Origin of the sequence: Paenibacillus naphthalenovorans, from assembly GCF_001465255.1 — a bacterium.
Classification (GTDB): domain Bacteria; phylum Bacillota; class Bacilli; order Paenibacillales; family NBRC-103111; genus Paenibacillus_G; species Paenibacillus_G naphthalenovorans.
The window spans coordinates 4594039-4612873 of record NZ_CP013652.1; the positions used below are offsets into that span (position 1 = coordinate 4594039).

The window sequence follows — 18835 nt, forward strand, 5'->3', positions numbered from 1 at the left end:
TCTTGTGGCACAAGTACAATATTATGGCACCGGCCGTCGTAAGCATTCGGTAGCACGCGTACGCTTGGTACCGGGTGAAGGCCGTATCATTATTAATAAGCGTAATTTGGACGATTACTTTGGTTTGGAGACTTTGAAACTGATCGTAAAGCAGCCTCTGAACCTCACGGATACGTTGAACAAGTATGATGTATTGGTATTGGCGCATGGCGGCGGTATTTCCGGACAAGCCGGAGCCATCCGTCACGGTATTTCCCGCGCTCTGCTCAAAGTGGACCCCGAATATCGCGGTACTTTGAAAAAAGCCGGCTTCCTGACTCGTGACCCACGGATGAAAGAGCGTAAGAAATACGGCTTGAAAGCTGCTCGTCGCGCTCCTCAATTCTCGAAACGTTAATATTTAACGTTGTAAGAAAAACCTCTCCATTTCACGGAGAGGTTTTTTGTATGATGATAAATATCCGGTTAACCCGGTCGTGGACGGTTGACGGATTGTGTTTCGGCTCGTAGTCCCAATCTTTACGCTCTACGCGGCGTGGATAGGAGATGTGAATGCCGGACAATTTCAATTCATTGACGAGAGCCTTTCGGATCTCCTTGCATGCCGTCCAATAGTGATCGTCTTTAACCAAGCTTGTAACGGTATATTTAGCTCCAAGAGCATTATTTTCTACATCCGGAATACCATATAGCTGCGGCTGCTCAACGGCCTGACCTTTGTCATCTAACAGGAACATCTGCGGCATCGTTGCGATAAGGCGTGTCGAAATAGCATGAACGGCTTTTTCAATGACCGCCGAGTCTGATTGGTCCTCAAAAATAATAAAAACCCGGTAATCAAGTCCTTCACCAAAGTCTGGGCACGGAAGCCTACGGCCAATCCGATCACCCCGGCACCGACAATAATGGGGCCTACTTCCAAACCTACATTACTTAGACACATAAGGACGGCGATAATAAACAACGCATATCTGGGAAAGAGAGCAGCAGCGATTCAAGCAGCAGATTAGGCTCCCAAAAACTCCAGCTCCAATACTTCTCCAGAGAATCAACGGTTTCATAAGACAAGTCGTATCATACCTCCCAGTATAGAAATCTCTTCTAAATGTACTTGAATCAACCAATGGGCTCAAACTTCTTTTCACCGAAAAGGTCATAAGGCAATAAAATAGGATAAACGCCCATCGTAAAGAAAAATTTAATTTGACAAAAAGTCATGAAGAGTTATAATAAAATTCAAATACAATAAAGCGCATTAACATACTCGGAATTATTTTATAGGAGGTACTTATATTATGAATTTATTTGAAAAAGAAGAACTCATTCGTCAAGCCGCTGAAGAATATGAGAACAAGAGCCCTGAGGAACTTTTAGCCTTTGCGGTGGAAAGATTCCCGAATATTACGCTTGCCTGTAGTTTCGGGGCGGAAGATGTCGTACTTGTCGACCTGCTCCAAAAGATTAGTCCGAAAACCGATATTTTCTATCTTGATACGAATGTGCATTTTAAAGAAACGTATGACACCCGTGACCGTCTGCAGCAGCGTTATGGCGTAGAATTTGTACAAGTACTTCCAAAGCTCACCCTGGAAGAGCAAGCGCAGCAATACGGTGAAGAATTGTGGAAGAACGATCCGACGCAATGCTGCAATATTCGTAAGGTGGATCCGCTCACCGATATACTTAAAAATTATGATGCATGGATTACGGGAATTCGCCGTGATCAAGCTCCTACACGTGCCAACGCCAAAAAAGTAGAGTACGATGTGAAGTTCGGACTGGTCAAATTCAACCCGCTGGCAAGCTGGACATCCGAGGATGTATGGAATTATATCCGGAACAACAATATTATTTATAACCCGCTGCATGACCGCAACTACCCAAGTATCGGATGCGAGCACTGCACACGTCCGGTAGCACCAGGTGAAGACCCGAGAGCTGGTCGCTGGGCGGGCTTTGAGAAGACGGAATGCGGACTTCATAAATAAAACAGAATTCTCGGACATAGGAGGAACGTAAAAAATGGGAGAAACCATTCGGCCGCACGGAGGAACATTAATTAACCGTATTGTAGAGGGAGAGCAAAGAGATCGACTGCTGGAGCATGCCAAAGACTTGTTTCCACTAAGAATCAATGCGTGGACGATTTCAGATCTGGATTTGATCGGCGTAGGCGCATTTTCCCCATTGACAGGGTTTATGGGTAAACAGGATTACCATTCCGTCGTAGAACGAATGAGGCTCGCAGACGGAACGGTATGGAGCCTGCCGATTACACTGGGTGTTGAAGATGAGGTCGCGAAAGATCTGGAGCTAGGCCAGGAGGCCGCGCTTGTTGGAGAGAAGGATGGCGTCATTTACGGCATTATCCGAGTGGAGAGCATCTATCAGGTAGACCAGAAGCATGAAGCCGTCAAGGTTTTTAAAACCGACGATACGGAGCATCCGGGCGTGCAAAAGCTGTATACGAAGCCTGCCACTTATGTCGGAGGACCCGTACAGGTTCTAAACCGTCCAAAGCCGGAGAAGTTCGAGGAGTTTTATTTTGATCCGGCTGAGACTCGCAAAATCTTTTCTGACAAGGGATGGAAGACGGTAGTAGGCTTTCAAACGCGTAATCCGGTTCACCGTGCCCACGAATATATCCAAAAAAGCGCGATGGAAATCGTGGATGCGCTGTTCTTGAATCCTCTTGTCGGCGAAACCAAATCTGATGATATTTCGGCTGACGTACGGATGCGCAGTTACCTTGTACTGCTTGACAACTACTATCCGAAGGATCGTGTCTTTTTGGGCGTGTTCCCTGCCGCTATGCGTTATGCGGGACCTCGTGAAGCCATTTTCCATGCGATAGTCCGCAAAAACTACGGCTGCACGCATTTCATCGTAGGGCGCGATCATGCAGGTGTAGGTGATTATTACGGTACTTATGAAGCGCAGGAAATTTTCAGCAACTTCACGGCTGAAGAGCTCGGCATTACACCATTGTTCTTCGAACACAGCTTTTTCTGCACCAAATGCGGCAATATGGCCTCGAGCAAAACTTGCCCGCACGGCAAGGAAGACCACCTTCATTTGTCGGGAACAAAAGTACGTGCGCTGCTGCGCGAAGGTCAATGCCCTCCCCCGCAATTCACCCGTCCGGAAGTGGCCGAAGTGCTCATAGAAGGTATGAAAGAGCCTGAATATCAGGTATAAGCGGCTGGTCTAATTGTCCACCTCGTCCCATAAGATGAAAGTGAGTCTATGGGATGCGAGGTGGATTTTTCATGTTCCGAAGAAGAAAGAGGGTTGTGATCTGGCTGACCATGCACAGCGGAATCAAAATTGTCATGTCCGCCATATTGGTCGCTCTTATGCTATTCATGTTGACATATGAGCTTCCTTCGACCAAAACATGGACCTACTGGACAATGCCTCTTTCAGGTAAGATCATAGCTTTGGATGCAGGGCACGGCGGACCGGATGGGGGAGCCCGCAGTAAAGACGGACTGGATGAAAAGGACGTGAATCTGGCCATCGCCAAGTATTTGCGGGATTATTTGCAGCAGGCGGGAGCGCTGGTCGTGATGACACGCGAGGATGACAGGGATTTGGCGGATCCGTCGACCAGAGGCTACAGCCGCCGCAAAACGGAGGACCTGTTGAAACGGGCGGAGTTCATCTCACAGTCAAAGACGGACTTATTTTTAAGCATTCACTTAAACAGCATACCGTCGGCCAAATGGTCAGGTGCGCAAACGTTTTTTTACCCGAATCATAGGGATAATGCTGCATTGGCTGCCTTAATTCAAGACGAAATGAAGAAAAACTTGAAGAATACCGATCGGGTGGCGAAGCAAGCAGATAAAGAGATTTATTTACTGAAAACACTCCAGATGCCCAGTGCTTTAGTGGAGGTGGGGTTCTTGTCCAACCCTGCGGAAGCGGCTTTGTTGAGAGATCCGGCGTATCAGAAAAAAGTGGCTGCCGCCATCTATCAAGGGATACTGCGCTACTATTCCGGGGAAAAAGTGGGATCGGATTGATTTTGTGGTATAATAAGCAATAACGTACATCATAATTAACGGCCGAGGTGACGATGTGGTAACCAAAGAACAGTTGCTGGCTTCATTGAGCCAGTTGAAGGATCCTGAATATGGCATAAGTTTAGCCGATTTGAATTTTGTCCGAGATGTCATGATCAAGGGAAACCATGTGTCCGCTACGGTCTTGCTTTCCAATGAAAGTGATGAAAATAAGCAGCGGCTGCAGCAAGAAATTACGGCGGCTTTCAAAAAAATCGGTACGGAGCAGGTGCACCTCCGTTTTCGTCCGCTTTCCGATTTCGAACGCAGCGAAGCGGCACGCAAAGTTCAGCAGACGGGCGTTGCGGCTGGGTCGCAAGCGGCCGCTCCCGGTGCTGCCAAGGCTGGCGTGAACGTGTTGGACCCGCAATCGGGTGTGAAATTTATCGCCGTTGCAAGCGGTAAAGGCGGTGTTGGCAAATCGACCGTTACGGTGAACCTGGCTGTTGCATTAGCGAGACTTGGCAAGAAGGTCGGGTTGGTGGATGCCGATATCTACGGCTTCAGTGTCCCTGACATGATGGGAATCGAAGAGCGGCCTCAGGCTGTGGAGAACCGTATTGCTCCAGTTGAGCGTTTCGGGGTGAAAGTCATTTCGATGGGCTTCTTTGTGGAAGAGAATACGCCGGTCATATGGCGCGGGCCAATGCTTGGCAAGATGCTTCGCAACTTTTTTAGCGAGGTCGATTGGGGAGAGCTGGATTATATTCTTCTCGACTTGCCGCCAGGTACGGGAGACGTTGCTCTTGATGTTCACCAGATGATTCCTCACAGTAAAGAAATCATCGTTACAACACCTCATGCCACTGCCGCATTCGTAGCAGCCAGAGCAGGAGCGATGGCTCTTCACACCAATCATGAAATCCTCGGTGTGGTTGAGAATATGTCGTATTATGCCTGCAGTCAATGCGGAAATAAGGATTATGTGTTCGGCCGTGGCGGCGGAGCGAAACTTGCAGAGGAGCTGCATACAAGCCTCCTTGCCCAAATCCCGCTCGGCGTACCGGATAATCATGTATCGGAGCCGGATTATTCGCCTTCGGTTTACAAAGCGGATACCGAAACCGGGCAAATCTACAAAGATGTGGCAGAGCAAGTGATTCGTCAGTTAGAAGGAACAAGACAGGCCTAAACCAAGGCCTGTCTTTATTTCATTTTTTAGCTTCCTTGCTGACCGCCCTGTTGACTTCCTCCATCGCTATTTCCTCCACCGCCTCCTGAGGATTGTTGTCCTTGCTTAGGGGCAGATTCTTCCTGAAGAACCTTTTTCATTAAATTCATCAATTCCAGACGGAACAAGGGACTTTGAAGAGACTCTTGAATGACGGCTTTCATTTGAGTTCGATAGGGTGTACTTTTTATGGTTTCCAGCAGCAAATTCTCAAAATCGGGGCTTTTCATGGCATCCATCATTTGTTTTTGATATTCCGGATCCTTCATTAGATCTTTTTGAAGCTGCTTCATATTCTTTTCGATGGCTTTTGCAAACTGTCCGGCAAATCTTGGATCGGTGATCATTTTTTGAAGAAACTGGCTATTCTCCGTATCGACCAGTACATCTTTCACAGCCAATTGCAATTGCTGTGTATCGCCTGCAGAAAGGATTTGAAGCTTGCTGTTCTGTTGAATTGTAGCTTCCTGAATAGCCTTTCGACCGTCTTCGGTCTTCAGTATGTCGAGTACCATGGATTTGGTATCCTTATAGGTAGCACCGCCGTTGCCGGATGAAGCTTGAATCTCGGAACCGCAAGCCGTTAAGACGCCGACGATCAAAAGAACGGGAACTACACGGATCCATCGAGCGATCATTAGTCAGGGCTCCTTTCTTATTATTTTAGCCATAGTATTTGTAACGGATGGCGGGATTAACACAATTGTCGTTAGCTTTTTATTGTGAAGGTTGGTACAATTAACTGTTGAGATGACATATTGGAGGGTAACGGTTGTGACAATAAGAAAATGGTTTTACCTGTTTTGGACCACTCTTTTGGTTGGAGCGGTCACTGCCATCGTCACAGGGCTTGTTTTGCAATTTTCGGATCAGCAAGTGGCTCTTGGCGGCAAAGAAATCGGATTCAGTATGTTAACCATGTTTCTTGGCGGTTCTACGATCAGCGTTCTTAGCCAGATGGGCTTTTTTGCATATCTTATTATTCGCTACCTGTTTATGGGAATGTTTCGCCGCAAATGGACTTGGGATATGCTTCAAGTCATCATCATTGTGATTGTACTGTTTGATTTGGTGTATTTGCGGTATGCGCAAAGCGATGGGCAATCGGCATGGGTGGGATACTTGGTGTTCCCTGTCATTCTTACAATCGCCTCAGTGATTGTATCTTGGTGGAAGGCAAGGCTTACGAATCAAAGCGCTTGGATTCCCACGTTGTTTTTCATGATAGCGGTCACGGCGATTGAAGCCATTCCGTCGCTTCGCTTGGATAATCCCGCCTCCACGGTATTTATGTTGGTTCCGCTGTTTGCATGCAATGCATGGCAAATTTTAATTTTATCCAAAGTACTGCAAACAAATAAAGAGCCGCTATAACGGCTCTTATGTTATTTGTAAGTTTTATTTTAATGAATTTGCTTCAGGAGGGTATCCTCTACCGGTGGCTTGTTATCCACTTGCGCCAGTTTCATGAGCTGGCTGACCGTGACAAATTCAAAGCCCTTTTCTCGAAGCTGGTCAATAATAACCGGTAGGGCCTCATGAGTTTGCTTTGAGGAATCGCTGGCATGCAGCAGTATGATATCTCCCGGATGAGCTTTGCTTACTACGCGGTTGATGATGTTGTTTACCCCTGGATTTTGCCAATCCATGGAATCGGTATCCCACTGGACGACAGAATAGTTCAATTCTTCAGCAATTCGGAGCACGCGCTTATCGAAATCGCCGTTCGGCAATCGAATCAGCTGAGGAGAGGTGCCGGTGACTTCACTCAATATCTGGTGTGCCGTTCGAATTTGTGCACGGATCTCTTCATCGTTCAAACTGCTGTAATTGACGTGTTTATGCCCGTGGCTGCCAATTTCCCAACCGCCTTTCACAATTTTATTGACAATTTCCGGATGTTCCTTGCTCCATGGTGAAGACAGGAAGAAAGTGGCGTTCTTAACACCTTTATCTTCCAGTATTTTGAGAATAGGCTCGGTCCGTTTATCCCCCCAACTAATATCGAAGGTCAGCGCCACGACTTTTTTGTCGGTTACTACGCTGTACACGGCGGATGGCTTTTGTGAAAACACGGAAACATTCTCGCTTTCCGAGTAAATAATACCGGCAGCGAACAGGCTCGCAACCGTAATGATCAGCGCTTGTTTTATCTTTTTGCCGCTGAAGACATAAAAATAATTCACATGCTTGGCCTCCTTTGCTCATCCTCGAATCGAAAAGGCTTGTTTAATCAAGTATTAGTAACAATGTATGCTCGTACCAATAACTTATGCTTAAATACGGAGGGATCACAGATGAAATGGAATCATGCCATAGAACAATTAAAATTAATGAAGCATTATTTTATAGCTTCCGTTCTGGTGTTTCTGGCAGGGATGCTGATGGGTGCTTTGTACTCGGAACAATTTCAAGCCTTTATTAACACTCAATTGGAAGCGTTGAAACGAATTACAGACACGTTAGCGGAGAAACCGAATCAGCAGTGGTCGTTGTTTTGGTTGATCTTTTGGAATAATGCATCCAAATCGCTGCTTGTCATAGTCATGGGCGTACTTTTTGGAATATTCCCTTTATTTTTTCTGATTGTAAATGGACTTGTACTCGGCTATGTAGCTGTAGCGGCGGGACAAAAAGAATCCTGGCTCTTTGTAATCAAGGCGATTGTTCCGCACGGGATTTTGGAGCTTCCCGCTATTATTATTGCATGTGCTTTAGGGCTCCGGCTTGGAATGCTGTTGCTCAAAATGTTCCTGTCGATCTTCAGTCCTTCACGTTCCCTGCAAGCAAGAGAACAACTTCGTGCATTCGTCAAAGCGTTAGTTCCGATTAGCGTGATGCTTGTTATTGTCTTGTTCGTCGCCGCATTAATCGAAAGTACATTCACGTTGTGGCTTGTACAGGTATAAATACAATGTGTGTCCGCTCATAAATATTCCAAAAACTGTGCATAACAATAAAACGAGCAAGATGTTTTGAAGATCACGGTATGCAGTGGGAGTCCGGCCTTTCAGGTTCATTGCGTACTTCTGCTGCCGTCTTGTTTGTGTTTCCTGAATTTTAAGTCGAGAGGGGTTAACGCTGCCGCATGTTGGGCTTCTTATTCAATGAACGGGAATGCAAAGAGTTGAATTATGTTCTGCGTAAGGAACTGGACGAAATGCTTTTTGATTTGAATGATCAAAGAATCGATACGGATATTAAAAAAGCGATTGAATCCAGATATAAAGTAATCTTTCGTATGTATGCGCGATTAGCCTCTCCTAAAGAAATTTCGAAGTACGCCAGGAATCGCATGTATCATTAAAATCGTATGTAATCATAAAATAGGTATCAAATGACTTGACTTCAGAGGATGAGATGTGATATTTTATTACTCGTTCTCGTTATACCGAACAAGCTGTTCCAACAAAAAAATAAAAAAGCTTGCAATCGGATAGGTGAATGTGTTATATTATAAAAGTCGCCGCTAAACGAGGTGACAATAAACGACAAGCTTTAAAAGGCTTGTACAGCAAGGTTTTATTCGTGAAATTGCCCTTTGAAAACTGAACAACGAGTGAGTGTAAAGATAGAGAATCGAAAGATTCTCGCCAGTAGTAGATGATGAGCTAATCAGCTTTTCTTTATTGGAGAGTTTGATCCTGGCTCAGGACGAACGCTGGCGGCGTGCCTAATACATGCAAGTCGAGCGCTAGGGGTTCTCCCTTAGGGGAGACCTCCTGGAGCGGCGGACGGGTGAGTAACACGTAGGCAACCTGCCTGTAAGACCGGGATAACTACCGGAAACGGTAGCTAAGACCGGATAGGTGGTTTCTCCGCATGGAGGGATCAAGAAACACGGTGCAAGCTGTGGCTTACAGATGGGCCTGCGGCGCATTAGCTAGTTGGTGGGGTAACGGCTCACCAAGGCGACGATGCGTAGCCGACCTGAGAGGGTGATCGGCCACACTGGGACTGAGACACGGCCCAGACTCCTACGGGAGGCAGCAGTAGGGAATCTTCCGCAATGGACGCAAGTCTGACGGAGCAACGCCGCGTGAGTGAAGAAGGTTTTCGGATCGTAAAGCTCTGTTGCCAAGGAAGAACGCCTTGGGGAGTCACTGCCCTGAGGGTGACGGTACTTGAGAAGAAAGCCCCGGCTAACTACGTGCCAGCAGCCGCGGTAATACGTAGGGGGCAAGCGTTGTCCGGAATTATTGGGCGTAAAGCGCGCGCAGGCGGCCGCTTAAGTTTGGTGTATAAGCCCGGGGCTCAACCCCGGATCGCACCGAAAACTGGGTGGCTTGAGTGCAGGAGAGGAAAGCGGAATTCCACGTGTAGCGGTGAAATGCGTAGAGATGTGGAGGAACACCAGTGGCGAAGGCGGCTTTCTGGACTGTAACTGACGCTGAGGCGCGAAAGCGTGGGGAGCAAACAGGATTAGATACCCTGGTAGTCCACGCCGTAAACGATGAGTGCTAGGTGTTAGGGGTTTCGATACCCTTGGTGCCGAAGTCAACACAATAAGCACTCCGCCTGGGGAGTACGCTCGCAAGAGTGAAACTCAAAGGAATTGACGGGGACCCGCACAAGCAGTGGAGTATGTGGTTTAATTCGAAGCAACGCGAAGAACCTTACCAGGTCTTGACATCCCTCTGACCGGTACAGAGATGTACCTTTCCTTCGGGACAGAGGAGACAGGTGGTGCATGGTTGTCGTCAGCTCGTGTCGTGAGATGTTGGGTTAAGTCCCGCAACGAGCGCAACCCTTGAGCTTAGTTGCCAGCATTAAGTTGGGCACTCTAAGTTGACTGCCGGTGACAAACCGGAGGAAGGTGGGGATGACGTCAAATCATCATGCCCCTTATGACCTGGGCTACACACGTACTACAATGGCCGGTACAACGGGAAGCGAAGGAGCGATCCGGAGCGAATCCTTATAAGCCGGTCTCAGTTCGGATTGCAGGCTGCAACTCGCCTGCATGAAGTCGGAATTGCTAGTAATCGCGGATCAGCATGCCGCGGTGAATACGTTCCCGGGTCTTGTACACACCGCCCGTCACACCACGAGAGTTTACAACACCCGAAGTCGGTGGGGTAACCGCAAGGAGCCAGCCGCCGAAGGTGGGGTAGATGATTGGGGTGAAGTCGTAACAAGGTAGCCGTATCGGAAGGTGCGGCTGGATCACCTCCTTTCTATGGAGTCCATGCTGACGGTAGGTCAGCGGACAAATCTGCAACGTAAGTTGCAACGGCACTCACTCGTGTTCAGTTTTGAAAGGTGCAATGCCTTTCAAAACCGTTTGTTCCTTGAAAACTGGATATCGAAACAAAGCAAAATGCTGAATCATCCCGCTGCGATTTTTGTAAGAAAATCGTCAGCAGCCGATACGTAAGTGTCGGTACCGAATAACCAAATTGGTTAAGCTAATAAGAGCACACGGAGGATGCCTAGGCGCTAGGAGCCGATGAAGGACGTGGCGAACGACGAAATGCCTCGGGGAGCCGTAAGCAGGCTTTGATCCGGGGATGTCCGAATGGGGAAACCTGCGTATCGTAATAGATACGTACCATGCAGTGAATACATAGCTGCATTGGAGGCAGACGAGGGGAACTGAAACATCTAAGTACCCTCAGGAAAAGAAAACAAAAGTGATTCCGTCAGTAGCGGCGAGCGAAAGCGGATTAGCCCAAACCAGGGGGCAAGCCCCCTGGGGTTGTGGGACGTCAACGTGGGTTGAGCAGAGTAGGTGAAGCGGTCTGGAAAGGCCGGCCGGAGAAGGTAACAGCCCTGTAGCCGAAATTCTGCGAAAGCCCTAGACGGATCCCGAGTACCGCGAGACACGTGAAACCTCGTGGGAATCCGGCAGGACCATCTGCCAAGGCTAAATACTCCCTGGCGACCGATAGTGAAGCAGTACCGTGAGGGAAAGGTGAAAAGAACCGCGGGAGCGGAGTGAAAGAGAACCTGAAACCGTGTGCTTACAAGAAGTCAGAGCCCGTTAAAGGGTGATGGCGTGCCTTTTGTAGAATGAACCGGCGAGTTACGTTTGCAAGCGAGGTTAAGGTGAGAAGCCGAAGCCGCAGCGAAAGCGAGTCTGAATAGGGCGAATGAGTTTGCAGGCGTAGACCCGAAACCGTGTGATCTACCCCTGTCCAGGGTGAAGGTGCGGTAACACGCACTGGAGGCCCGAACCCACGAATGTTGAAAAATTCGGGGATGAGGTGGGGGTAGCGGAGAAATTCCAATCGAACTCGGAGATAGCTGGTTCTCCCCGAAATAGCTTTAGGGCTAGCCTCGGGAGATGCGTCGTGGAGGTAAAGCACTGATTGGGTGCGGGGCCCGCCAAGGGTTACCAAGTCCAGTCAAACTCTGAATGCCACAGACGTTAACCCGGGAGTCAGACAGTGAGTGCTAAGATCCATTGTCAAGAGGGAAACAGCCCAGATCATCAGCTAAGGTCCCCAAGTGTGTGTTAAGTGGGAAAGGATGTGGAGTTGCGCAGACAACCAGGATGTTGGCTTAGAAGCAGCCACCATTCAAAGAGTGCGTAATAGCTCACTGGTCGAGTGACTCTGCGCCGAAAATGTAACGGGGCTAAACACACCACCGAAGCTATGGCTAGATATGAAAATATCTGGGGTAGGGGAGCGTTGTAACAGCGTTGAAGGTTGATCGTGAGGACAGCTGGAGCGGTTACAAGTGAGAATGCCGGTATGAGTAACGAAAAGATCAGTGAGAATCTGATCCGCCGAAAGCCTAAGGGTTCCTGAGGAAGGTTCGTCCACTCAGGGTAAGTCGGGACCTAAGGCGAGGCCGAAAGGCGTAGTCGAAGGACAACAGGTTGAAATTCCTGTACCACCGTGAACCGTTATGAGCGATGGGGTGACGCAGAAGGATAGTGACGCGAGCTGATGGATGCTCGTCCAAGCAGTGAGGCTGGTGTGCAGGCAAATCCGCACATCGAAAGGCTGGGCTGTGATGGGGAGGGAAAATTGGAGTACCGAAGGTCATGAGTTCAGGCTGCCAAGAAAAGCCTCTAGCCAGGGAGAAGGTGCCCGTACCGCAAACCGACACAGGTAGGCGAGCAGAGGATGCTAAGGCGCGCGGAAGAACTCTCGTTAAGGAACTCGGCAAAATGACCCCGTAACTTCGGGAGAAGGGGTGCCCCGGTAGGGTGAATAGCCCGAGGGGGCCGCAGTGAAAAGGCCCAAGCGACTGTTTAGCAAAAACACAGGTCTGTGCGAAGCCGCAAGGCGAAGTATACGGGCTGACGCCTGCCCGGTGCTGGAAGGTTAAGGGGAGCGGTTAGGGTAAGACCGAAGCTGTGAACCGAAGCCCCAGTAAACGGCGGCCGTAACTATAACGGTCCTAAGGTAGCGAAATTCCTTGTCAGGTAAATTCTGACCCGCACGAATGGCGTAACGACTTGGGCGCTGTCTCGACGAGAGATCCGGTGAAATTTTAATACCTGTGAAGATGCAGGTTACCCGCGACAAGACGGAAAGACCCCATGGAGCTTTACTGCAGCTTGATATTGGACTTTGGTACGATCTGTACAGGATAGGTGGGAGCCAGGGAAGCATGAGCGCCAGCTTGTGTGGAGGCGACGTTGGGATACCACCCTGATCGTATCGGAGTTCTAACCTGGTGCCCTAAGCGGGTATGGGGACAGTGTCAGGTGGGCAGTTTGACTGGGGCGGTCGCCTCCTAAAGCGTAACGGAGGCGCCCCAAGGTTCCCTCAGAATGGTTGGAAATCATTCGCAGAGTGCAAAGGCAAAAGGGAGCTTGACTGCGAGACAAACAGGTCGAGCAGGGACGAAAGTCGGGCTTAGTGATCCGGTGGTACCGAATGGAAGGGCCATCGCTCAACGGATAAAAGCTACCCTGGGGATAACAGGCTTATCTCCCCCAAGAGTCCACATCGACGGGGAGGTTTGGCACCTCGATGTCGGCTCATCGCATCCTGGGGCTGAAGTAGGTCCCAAGGGTTGGGCTGTTCGCCCATTAAAGCGGTACGCGAGCTGGGTTCAGAACGTCGTGAGACAGTTCGGTCCCTATCTGTCGCGGGCGCAGGAAATTTGAGAGGAGCTGTCCTTAGTACGAGAGGACCGGGATGGACGTACCGCTGGTGTACCAGTTGTCTCGCCAGAGGCACGGCTGGATAGCCAAGTACGGAAGGGATAAGCGCTGAAAGCATCTAAGCGTGAAGCCCCCCTCAAGATGAGATTTCCCAGTACGTAAGACCCCTTGTAGACGACGAGGTAGATAGGTTCGGGGTGGAAGCACGGCAACGTGTGGAGCTGACGAATACTAATCGGTCGAGGGCTTATCCAAAAAGCACATGAAGATGATCAGCGGCTTGGTTTCGATCCAGTTTTCAGGGCGCAAGCCTTGAAGTTGCAATGCCAGTTTTGCTAAAGCAAAACACTTCGTTTGGTGATGATGGCGGAAGGGAACCACGCGTACCCATACCGAACACGACCGTTAAGCCTTCCAGCGTCGATGGTACTTGGACCGCAGGGTCCCGGGAGAGTAGAACGTCGCCAAGCGAATATTCCCTGATAGCTCAGTTGGTAGAGCACTCGACTGTTAATCGAGTTGTCACAGGTTCGAGTCCTGTTCGGGGAGCCAAACTTGCTTCCATAGCTCAGTAGGTAGAGTGCATCCATGGTAAGGATGAGGTCACCGGTTCGATCCCGGTTGGAAGCTCCATACATAGGGCCCGTTGGTCAAGGGGTTAAGACACCTCCCTTTCACGGAGGTAACAGGGGTTCGAATCCCCTACGGGTCATCCCGTGGAGGCTTAGCTCAGCTGGGAGAGCATCTGCCTTACAAGCAGAGGGTCGGCGGTTCGATCCCGTCAGCCTCCACCATCATATGCCGCTGTAGCTCAATTGGTAGAGCAACTGACTTGTAATCAGTAGGTTGGGGGTTCAAGTCCTCTCGGCGGCACCAGAGATGAATGATCTACATATTGGGGATTAGCCAAGCGGTAAGGCAACGGACTTTGACTCCGTCATGCCTAGGTTCGAATCCTAGATCCCCAGCCATTTATGAGCCATTAGCTCAGTTGGTAGAGCACCTGACTTTTAATCAGGGTGTCGTAGGTTCGAGTCCTACATGGCTCACGTTGTAAAACGCGCGTATGGCGGAATTGGCAGACGCACCAGACTTAGGATCTGGCGGGAGACCGTGGGGGTTCAAGTCCCTCTACGCGCATCCGAAACATAAAGACCCTTGGAACAAAACTTCCAAGGGTCTTTTTATATTGTTCTCAAGAACGCCGCTGCTGCCCCTTGACAATCTCCTTGCTACATCCGTATCCACAGACTTTCTGCACTATGCCCAGAAGGGAATGAGGACTTGACGTGGCTCATACGGTATAAGGTATCAAAAAGAAATTGACAGATGGCATAAGTATGTTATAATGTGAAATATAGAAACAAACTAATATATTAGATATTAGTTGAAGACAGTAAACCTCTTTGGTAGAAATTTGACGGGGATCTTGGAGTAGTGCTGCCAAATCAAAGCCTCTGATAAGGAATACTAAGGGAAACGAATAATCAAATACAACAGGATGGGAGTGTAAACATGGGCTCAAATCAAGTGGCCATCGTAACTGGCGGTTCGTCAGGACTTGGATTATCCGTTGTTCAGCGATTTGCCGAAAAAGGCTTGACCGTGGCGATCGTCGATATTGCAGTGGAAAGCGGAGAAGCGCAGAAAAACAGATTAAGAGCTGAAGGCTATGATGTTCATTTCTTCCCGGCCGACGTATCTGATCAAGAGGGTGCCAGAGTAGTCGCAGAGAAAGTCGTTAAAGCATTGGGCAGTATTCATATTCTGATCAATGCGGCGGGAATCATCAGACGCTCACCCAATGTAAAGGTAACAGACCAGGAGCTTAAAGGTGTCCTCAATGTTAACTTAAATGGAACCGTTTACATGTGCCAAGCGGTTCAACCTTATATGGCTCAAGGCGGAGGCGGTGCCATTGTTAATTTTGCTTCGATGCTTGCCCATTACGGAAGCAAGAATTTGCTGTCGTACGCTGCCTCGAAAGGAGGAATCGTTCAAATTACGAAATGCTTGGCGGTGGATTGGGCTGAATATAATATTCGCGTCAACGCTGTAAGTCCTGGTTATATCGAGACACCATTGTCATCCGGCGCAACGAGGGATCCCGTATTTAAGGACAGAATTCTTTCGAGAACCCCGCAAAGACGTTTTGGGTTACCGCAAGAGGTTGCTGCTGCAATCGATTTTTTGAGCTCCAAGGACGCAAGCTTTATTACGGGTGCCGTTCTTCCTGTAGACGGCGGACTCCTCGCCGGAGATCCATCTTTATTCCCGCCTGCCTAATATTTTTATAAATAATAAACAAATGGAGGAAAGAAAAAATGACACAAACACAAACTTTAAATGACTTTACAAAAATGGTTGGATTACCGGATCAGGCCATTGATATTAACGAGATCCCTTGGGTTCCCCAAACCGATCGTGTATGGTTTAAACCGGTTCGTTTTGATTTGTCTACCGGACGTTGGATTAACTTATTGAGAGTATTGCCAGGCGGAATAGTAAACCGTCATCGTCATACCGGCGGGCAGGTCATGGCCTATACCATCCAGGGCCAATGGAGGTATTTGGAAAGAACGTGGGTCGCTAAGCCAGGTACATTCGTTTATGAGCCGCCGGGCGACATTCACACGCTTGTCGTTGATGGAGAGGAAGAAATGATCACGCTCTTCATATTGGAAGGAACGATTCAATATTTGGATGATGAAGATCAAGTATATTATCAAGACGATGTGTTTACGAAATTGAAGCTTTACAAAGAATACTGTCAAAAACACAATATTCCGGAAATCAACTTGCTGTACTAAATCGACCCGAGCCTCGAATGCTTGAATTATCGGAAAAGCCGTGATCAGCGGCATGCAAGTTAAAAGCAAAAGTATCTATCGGCTCGTTGCGATGGGTACTTTTGTTTTTCAAGCCATATACACGCTTTAGATCGGGTTCTTGTACAACAATTGTAAAATGAAGGATGGGGAACTACTAATGAAGAAAATAATTAATCCAAGGCCGCAAATTGATGAAGCAAAAATTAAACCTTTTCGTGATATGGCCGATGTGTTATCGTTATCCTGTGTGGTCGGAGATGCGATGCAGCGCAATCAGGTCATGAGGCATGATATGAAACCGAAAGCGGCAAATAAGAAAATCATTGGACCTGCCATTACGGTCAAATTAACCGCCGGCGATATTGTCGATTGCCTGGAAGTATTTGAGGTTGTAAAACCGGGCGATGTGATCGTCATTGATGCTTTTGGGGAAACTGAAACCTCCATATGGGGAGGATTGATGTCCGGCCTGGCACGAAACGCGGGTGTGGCAGGTGCGGTCATTGACGGCAGCTGCCGAGATACGGATGAATCCAGAATGCTCGATTTTCCCATTACCGCGAAGGTTTCCAGTCCAAGAGCCGCACACACGGCGTATTCCGGTAGAAAAGAGCCGATCGAAATTAATGTTCCCATAAGCTGCGGCGGTGTCATTGTTCACCCTGGCGATTTGATTGTAGCCGACGAGATCGGCGTTGCTGTCGTCCCTTATGACCGGTTGGAAGAGGTATATGCTTTGGCGCGTGAGCAGGCTGACAAGGAAATAGCGACCAGAGAAGAGATACTGAAAGGAGCGACTGTGGAAGAGTTACTTCGAAAATTCGGGAGAATTTAACGTAAAGGTTGGTTGCTGATGTTTAGAATAACGATTGATACGGGAACAACCAATACCCGTGTAGTTTTATGGAAGGCGTATGATGCCGTGGACTCGGCAACGGCTGAAACGGGAGTGAGAAATACCGTACTTAACGGCAGTAACGAAGCATTGAAAACAACGATCGGTGAATTGATTAACAAGCTGTTACAAGCCAACAATCTGGATGTAAGCGATGTAGATATCATTGCCGCGTCGGGGATGATCACATCCAATGTTGGGCTGGTGGAAGTGCCGCATATTCCCGCACCTGCAGGGATGGATCTGCTTTCAAAACATATGGTTTGCAAACGGTTTCCTGAAATCGTGGATAAGGATATCTGGTTTGTCCCCGGAGTTAAAAGCATTTCGAATTCATCTGACACAACAGAGGATCGTGTTACTGATATTATGCGGGGAGAGGAGGTTGAAACCTTTGCATTGGTGGAAAAACTAAATGTAACCGGACCGGCGCTTTTTATTTTACCTGGATCGCATACGAAATTTGTTTTCCTGGATGCTCAAAAACGGATAACGGAAAGTCTTACGACGCTTACGGGTGAACTGCTTATGGCTATATCGAATCATACGATCATAGCCAATGCAGTTAATAAATCTTATGCAGCTGCTCTGCTTCCGGATCGGGTGATTGAAGGATATCAGCGGGCTAAACAAGCGGGCCTTGGTCGGGCAGCATTTTCCATACGTGTATTGGACCAATTCTCAGAACTTAGTGTGAACGAGAAAGCCAATATGCTGATGGGGGTAGTTTTTGCCGAAGATCTTCGGGCCATTCTTAATCATCAGGCGATCTTTGCTTCGCAGAAAATACCAGTTTATATAGCTGGAAAAGAGATCGTAAGGGATACTCTCGCGCTGCTTTTCAGCGTGGAGAAATACGAGGGAGAGGTCATTCCTGTAGATTCTCAAACGATGCATCATTTGGCAGGATACGGTGTACTTCGTGTTGCGGAATATGGCGGGTTAATTACTTGATCAGGTCAATGAACATTTTGCACAGGAGCAGAATTTACAATTTACGTTGCTAGATGTAAAATGGCACTTAGAAATCATAAAGATAACGGGTGTATGTTTCGATAAACGGAACATGCACCTTGACTAGAGGGTGATAACTTGATCATATTTGATAACAGCAACCTGCATGAGCGTGTATATGTTTACTTAAGGGATAAGATACTAAATAATGAATTGAAGCCGGGGTCCAAAATCATTTATGAAGATATTATCAAGGAGCTTGGGGTAAGTCGAACACCGCTGCGGGATGCCATCAATAGACTAAAGCAGGACGGGCTTATTGATGTCAAACCGCGTTCGGGATCTTATGTCAATCTGCCTAATGTAAAGGATATTGAAGATTTGTATGATGTAAGAAAAGCTTTGGAACTCAAAGCCCTTACCATTGCGGCACGCACCATGTCAAAAGCTCAAATTCAATTACTGATCGATGAAGCGGACAGAGCTGAGGAATCCATCCGGAAAGGGGATATGAAACCCTTTTTTGAAGCCGACAGGAATCTTCATCGCACGATTATTCAACATTCCAATAACCAATTGCTGGTCTCGATTATGAGCACATTGGAATTAAAGATTAAATGGTATGGGGTCATTATTACCAAAAATTCGGACAGACCTCGGCAGGCGAACGAAATGCACAAGAAGATTTTGCAGGCTTTGTTCGATTCAAACATCGAAGAAGCCATACATCTAATGGATGTGCATATCGACGAGATTAAGCATCATACCATTGAGGATTATTCGTGATGGAGCAAGGAGGACGAATTTCAAGCAGGGATCGTACGATCACGTTTCCTTATCCAGTATGATCAT

General features: G+C 48.1%; 17 protein-coding genes, 8 tRNA genes and 3 rRNA genes. 24 read left to right on the forward strand and 4 right to left on the reverse strand.

The genetic code is table 11. The features are described 5' to 3' along the window. Positions 1–4: 4 nt before the first annotated feature. On the forward strand, positions 5–397 hold the full coding sequence (gene rpsI / locus IJ22_RS22615; protein ID WP_062410383.1) for a 30S ribosomal protein S9: 393 nt from the start codon (positions 5–7) through the stop codon (positions 395–397). 31 nt (positions 398–428) lie between these two features. Here the strand turns inward: rpsI and IJ22_RS27085 are convergent, their stop codons facing one another. Beyond that, positions 429–737, reverse strand: a complete 309-nt coding sequence (locus IJ22_RS27085; RefSeq protein ID WP_062410384.1) for a hypothetical protein — start codon at positions 735–737, stop codon at positions 429–431. Next, positions 725–943 (reverse strand): hypothetical protein, encoded by a 219-nt coding sequence (locus IJ22_RS27090; protein WP_335338478.1) that lies wholly within the window; start codon positions 941–943, stop codon positions 725–727. Before IJ22_RS27090 ends, IJ22_RS27085 begins: the two co-directional genes overlap by 13 nt. Before the next feature lie 352 nt (positions 944–1295). Between IJ22_RS27090 and IJ22_RS22625 the strand changes: the two genes are divergently transcribed. The 4 genes from IJ22_RS22625 to IJ22_RS22640 all read left to right on the forward strand — a co-directional run bounded on the left by IJ22_RS22625 (position 1296) and on the right by IJ22_RS22640 (position 5199). Next, positions 1296–1988, forward strand: coding sequence for a phosphoadenylyl-sulfate reductase (locus IJ22_RS22625; RefSeq protein ID WP_062410385.1), 693 nt, complete (start codon positions 1296–1298; stop codon positions 1986–1988). 34 nt (positions 1989–2022) lie between these two features. Further along, positions 2023–3198, forward strand: a complete 1176-nt coding sequence (gene sat, locus IJ22_RS22630) for a sulfate adenylyltransferase (RefSeq protein WP_062410386.1) — start codon at positions 2023–2025, stop codon at positions 3196–3198. A 71-nt stretch (positions 3199–3269) separates the two neighbouring features. Continuing rightward, a complete protein-coding gene (gene cwlD / locus IJ22_RS22635; RefSeq protein ID WP_062410387.1) occupies positions 3270–4028 on the forward strand; it encodes an N-acetylmuramoyl-L-alanine amidase CwlD in 759 nt (252 codons plus the stop codon). Between the two features lie 55 nt (positions 4029–4083). Next, complete coding sequence (locus IJ22_RS22640; protein WP_062410388.1) at positions 4084–5199, forward strand: Mrp/NBP35 family ATP-binding protein; 1116 nt, start codon at positions 4084–4086, stop codon at positions 5197–5199. 26 nt (positions 5200–5225) lie between these two features. Here the strand turns inward: IJ22_RS22640 and gerD are convergent, their stop codons facing one another. After that, positions 5226–5876 carry a spore germination lipoprotein GerD gene (gerD, locus tag IJ22_RS22645; protein ID WP_054818736.1) on the reverse strand — a complete coding sequence of 217 codons (651 nt, stop codon included), beginning with the start codon at positions 5874–5876 and terminating at the stop codon, positions 5226–5228. 136 nt (positions 5877–6012) lie between these two features. On the opposite strand from gerD, the gene IJ22_RS22650 reads away from it, so the two are divergent. After that, positions 6013–6612: a KinB-signaling pathway activation protein gene (locus IJ22_RS22650; protein ID WP_062410389.1), complete on the forward strand. Its 600-nt coding sequence runs from the start codon at positions 6013–6015 to the stop codon at positions 6610–6612. 29 nt (positions 6613–6641) lie between these two features. On the opposite strand, the gene pdaB is transcribed toward IJ22_RS22650, so the two are convergent. Next, positions 6642–7424, reverse strand: a complete 783-nt coding sequence (gene pdaB, locus IJ22_RS22655) for a polysaccharide deacetylase family sporulation protein PdaB (protein ID WP_062410390.1) — start codon at positions 7422–7424, stop codon at positions 6642–6644. Positions 7425–7535: 111 nt separating this feature from the next. Here pdaB and IJ22_RS22660 point away from each other — a divergent pair, with 111 nt between their 5' ends. The 18 genes from IJ22_RS22660 to IJ22_RS22750 all read left to right on the forward strand — a co-directional run bounded on the left by IJ22_RS22660 (position 7536) and on the right by IJ22_RS22750 (position 18769). After that, positions 7536–8147, forward strand: a complete 612-nt coding sequence (locus IJ22_RS22660; protein WP_062410391.1) for a stage II sporulation protein M — start codon at positions 7536–7538, stop codon at positions 8145–8147. A gap of 179 nt (positions 8148–8326) precedes the next feature. After that, complete coding sequence (locus IJ22_RS22665) at positions 8327–8545, forward strand: hypothetical protein (protein WP_054818738.1); 219 nt, start codon at positions 8327–8329, stop codon at positions 8543–8545. Positions 8546–8864: 319 nt separating this feature from the next. Beyond that, positions 8865–10415 (forward strand): 16S ribosomal RNA (locus tag IJ22_RS22670). Positions 10416–10639: 224 nt separating this feature from the next. Further along, a 23S ribosomal RNA gene (locus tag IJ22_RS22680) occupies positions 10640–13558 on the forward strand. Positions 13559–13656: 98 nt separating this feature from the next. Next, positions 13657–13773, forward strand: a 5S ribosomal RNA gene (gene rrf, locus IJ22_RS22685). Together the 16S, 23S and 5S rRNA genes with 8 tRNA genes alongside form the textbook arrangement of a ribosomal RNA operon. A gap of 6 nt (positions 13774–13779) precedes the next feature. Continuing rightward, positions 13780–13855, forward strand: a tRNA-Asn gene (locus IJ22_RS22690). Between the two features lie 5 nt (positions 13856–13860). Beyond that, positions 13861–13936 (forward strand) — tRNA-Thr (locus IJ22_RS22695). 7 nt (positions 13937–13943) lie between these two features. Next, positions 13944–14015, forward strand: a tRNA-Glu gene (locus IJ22_RS22700). Positions 14016–14021: 6 nt separating this feature from the next. Further along, a tRNA-Val gene (locus IJ22_RS22705) sits at positions 14022–14097 on the forward strand. A gap of 6 nt (positions 14098–14103) precedes the next feature. Next, positions 14104–14179 (forward strand) — tRNA-Thr (locus IJ22_RS22710). A gap of 20 nt (positions 14180–14199) precedes the next feature. Further along, positions 14200–14274, forward strand: a tRNA-Gln gene (locus tag IJ22_RS22715). A gap of 5 nt (positions 14275–14279) precedes the next feature. Beyond that, positions 14280–14352 (forward strand) — tRNA-Lys (locus IJ22_RS22720). An 11-nt stretch (positions 14353–14363) separates the two neighbouring features. Next, positions 14364–14443, forward strand: a tRNA-Leu gene (locus IJ22_RS22725). A 375-nt stretch (positions 14444–14818) separates the two neighbouring features. After that, complete coding sequence (locus tag IJ22_RS22730; protein ID WP_062410393.1) at positions 14819–15589, forward strand: SDR family NAD(P)-dependent oxidoreductase; 771 nt, start codon at positions 14819–14821, stop codon at positions 15587–15589. A 38-nt stretch (positions 15590–15627) separates the two neighbouring features. Further along, a complete protein-coding gene (locus IJ22_RS22735; protein WP_054820296.1) occupies positions 15628–16113 on the forward strand; it encodes a 2,4'-dihydroxyacetophenone dioxygenase family protein in 486 nt (161 codons plus the stop codon). Between the two features lie 178 nt (positions 16114–16291). After that, on the forward strand, positions 16292–16969 hold the full coding sequence (locus tag IJ22_RS22740; protein ID WP_062410394.1) for an RraA family protein: 678 nt from the start codon (positions 16292–16294) through the stop codon (positions 16967–16969). A gap of 18 nt (positions 16970–16987) precedes the next feature. Continuing rightward, on the forward strand, positions 16988–17983 hold the full coding sequence (locus IJ22_RS22745) for a 2-dehydro-3-deoxygalactonokinase (RefSeq protein WP_062410395.1): 996 nt from the start codon (positions 16988–16990) through the stop codon (positions 17981–17983). Positions 17984–18121: 138 nt separating this feature from the next. Further along, positions 18122–18769 carry a GntR family transcriptional regulator gene (locus tag IJ22_RS22750; RefSeq protein WP_062410396.1) on the forward strand — a complete coding sequence of 216 codons (648 nt, stop codon included), beginning with the start codon at positions 18122–18124 and terminating at the stop codon, positions 18767–18769. Positions 18770–18835 lie beyond the last annotated feature (66 nt).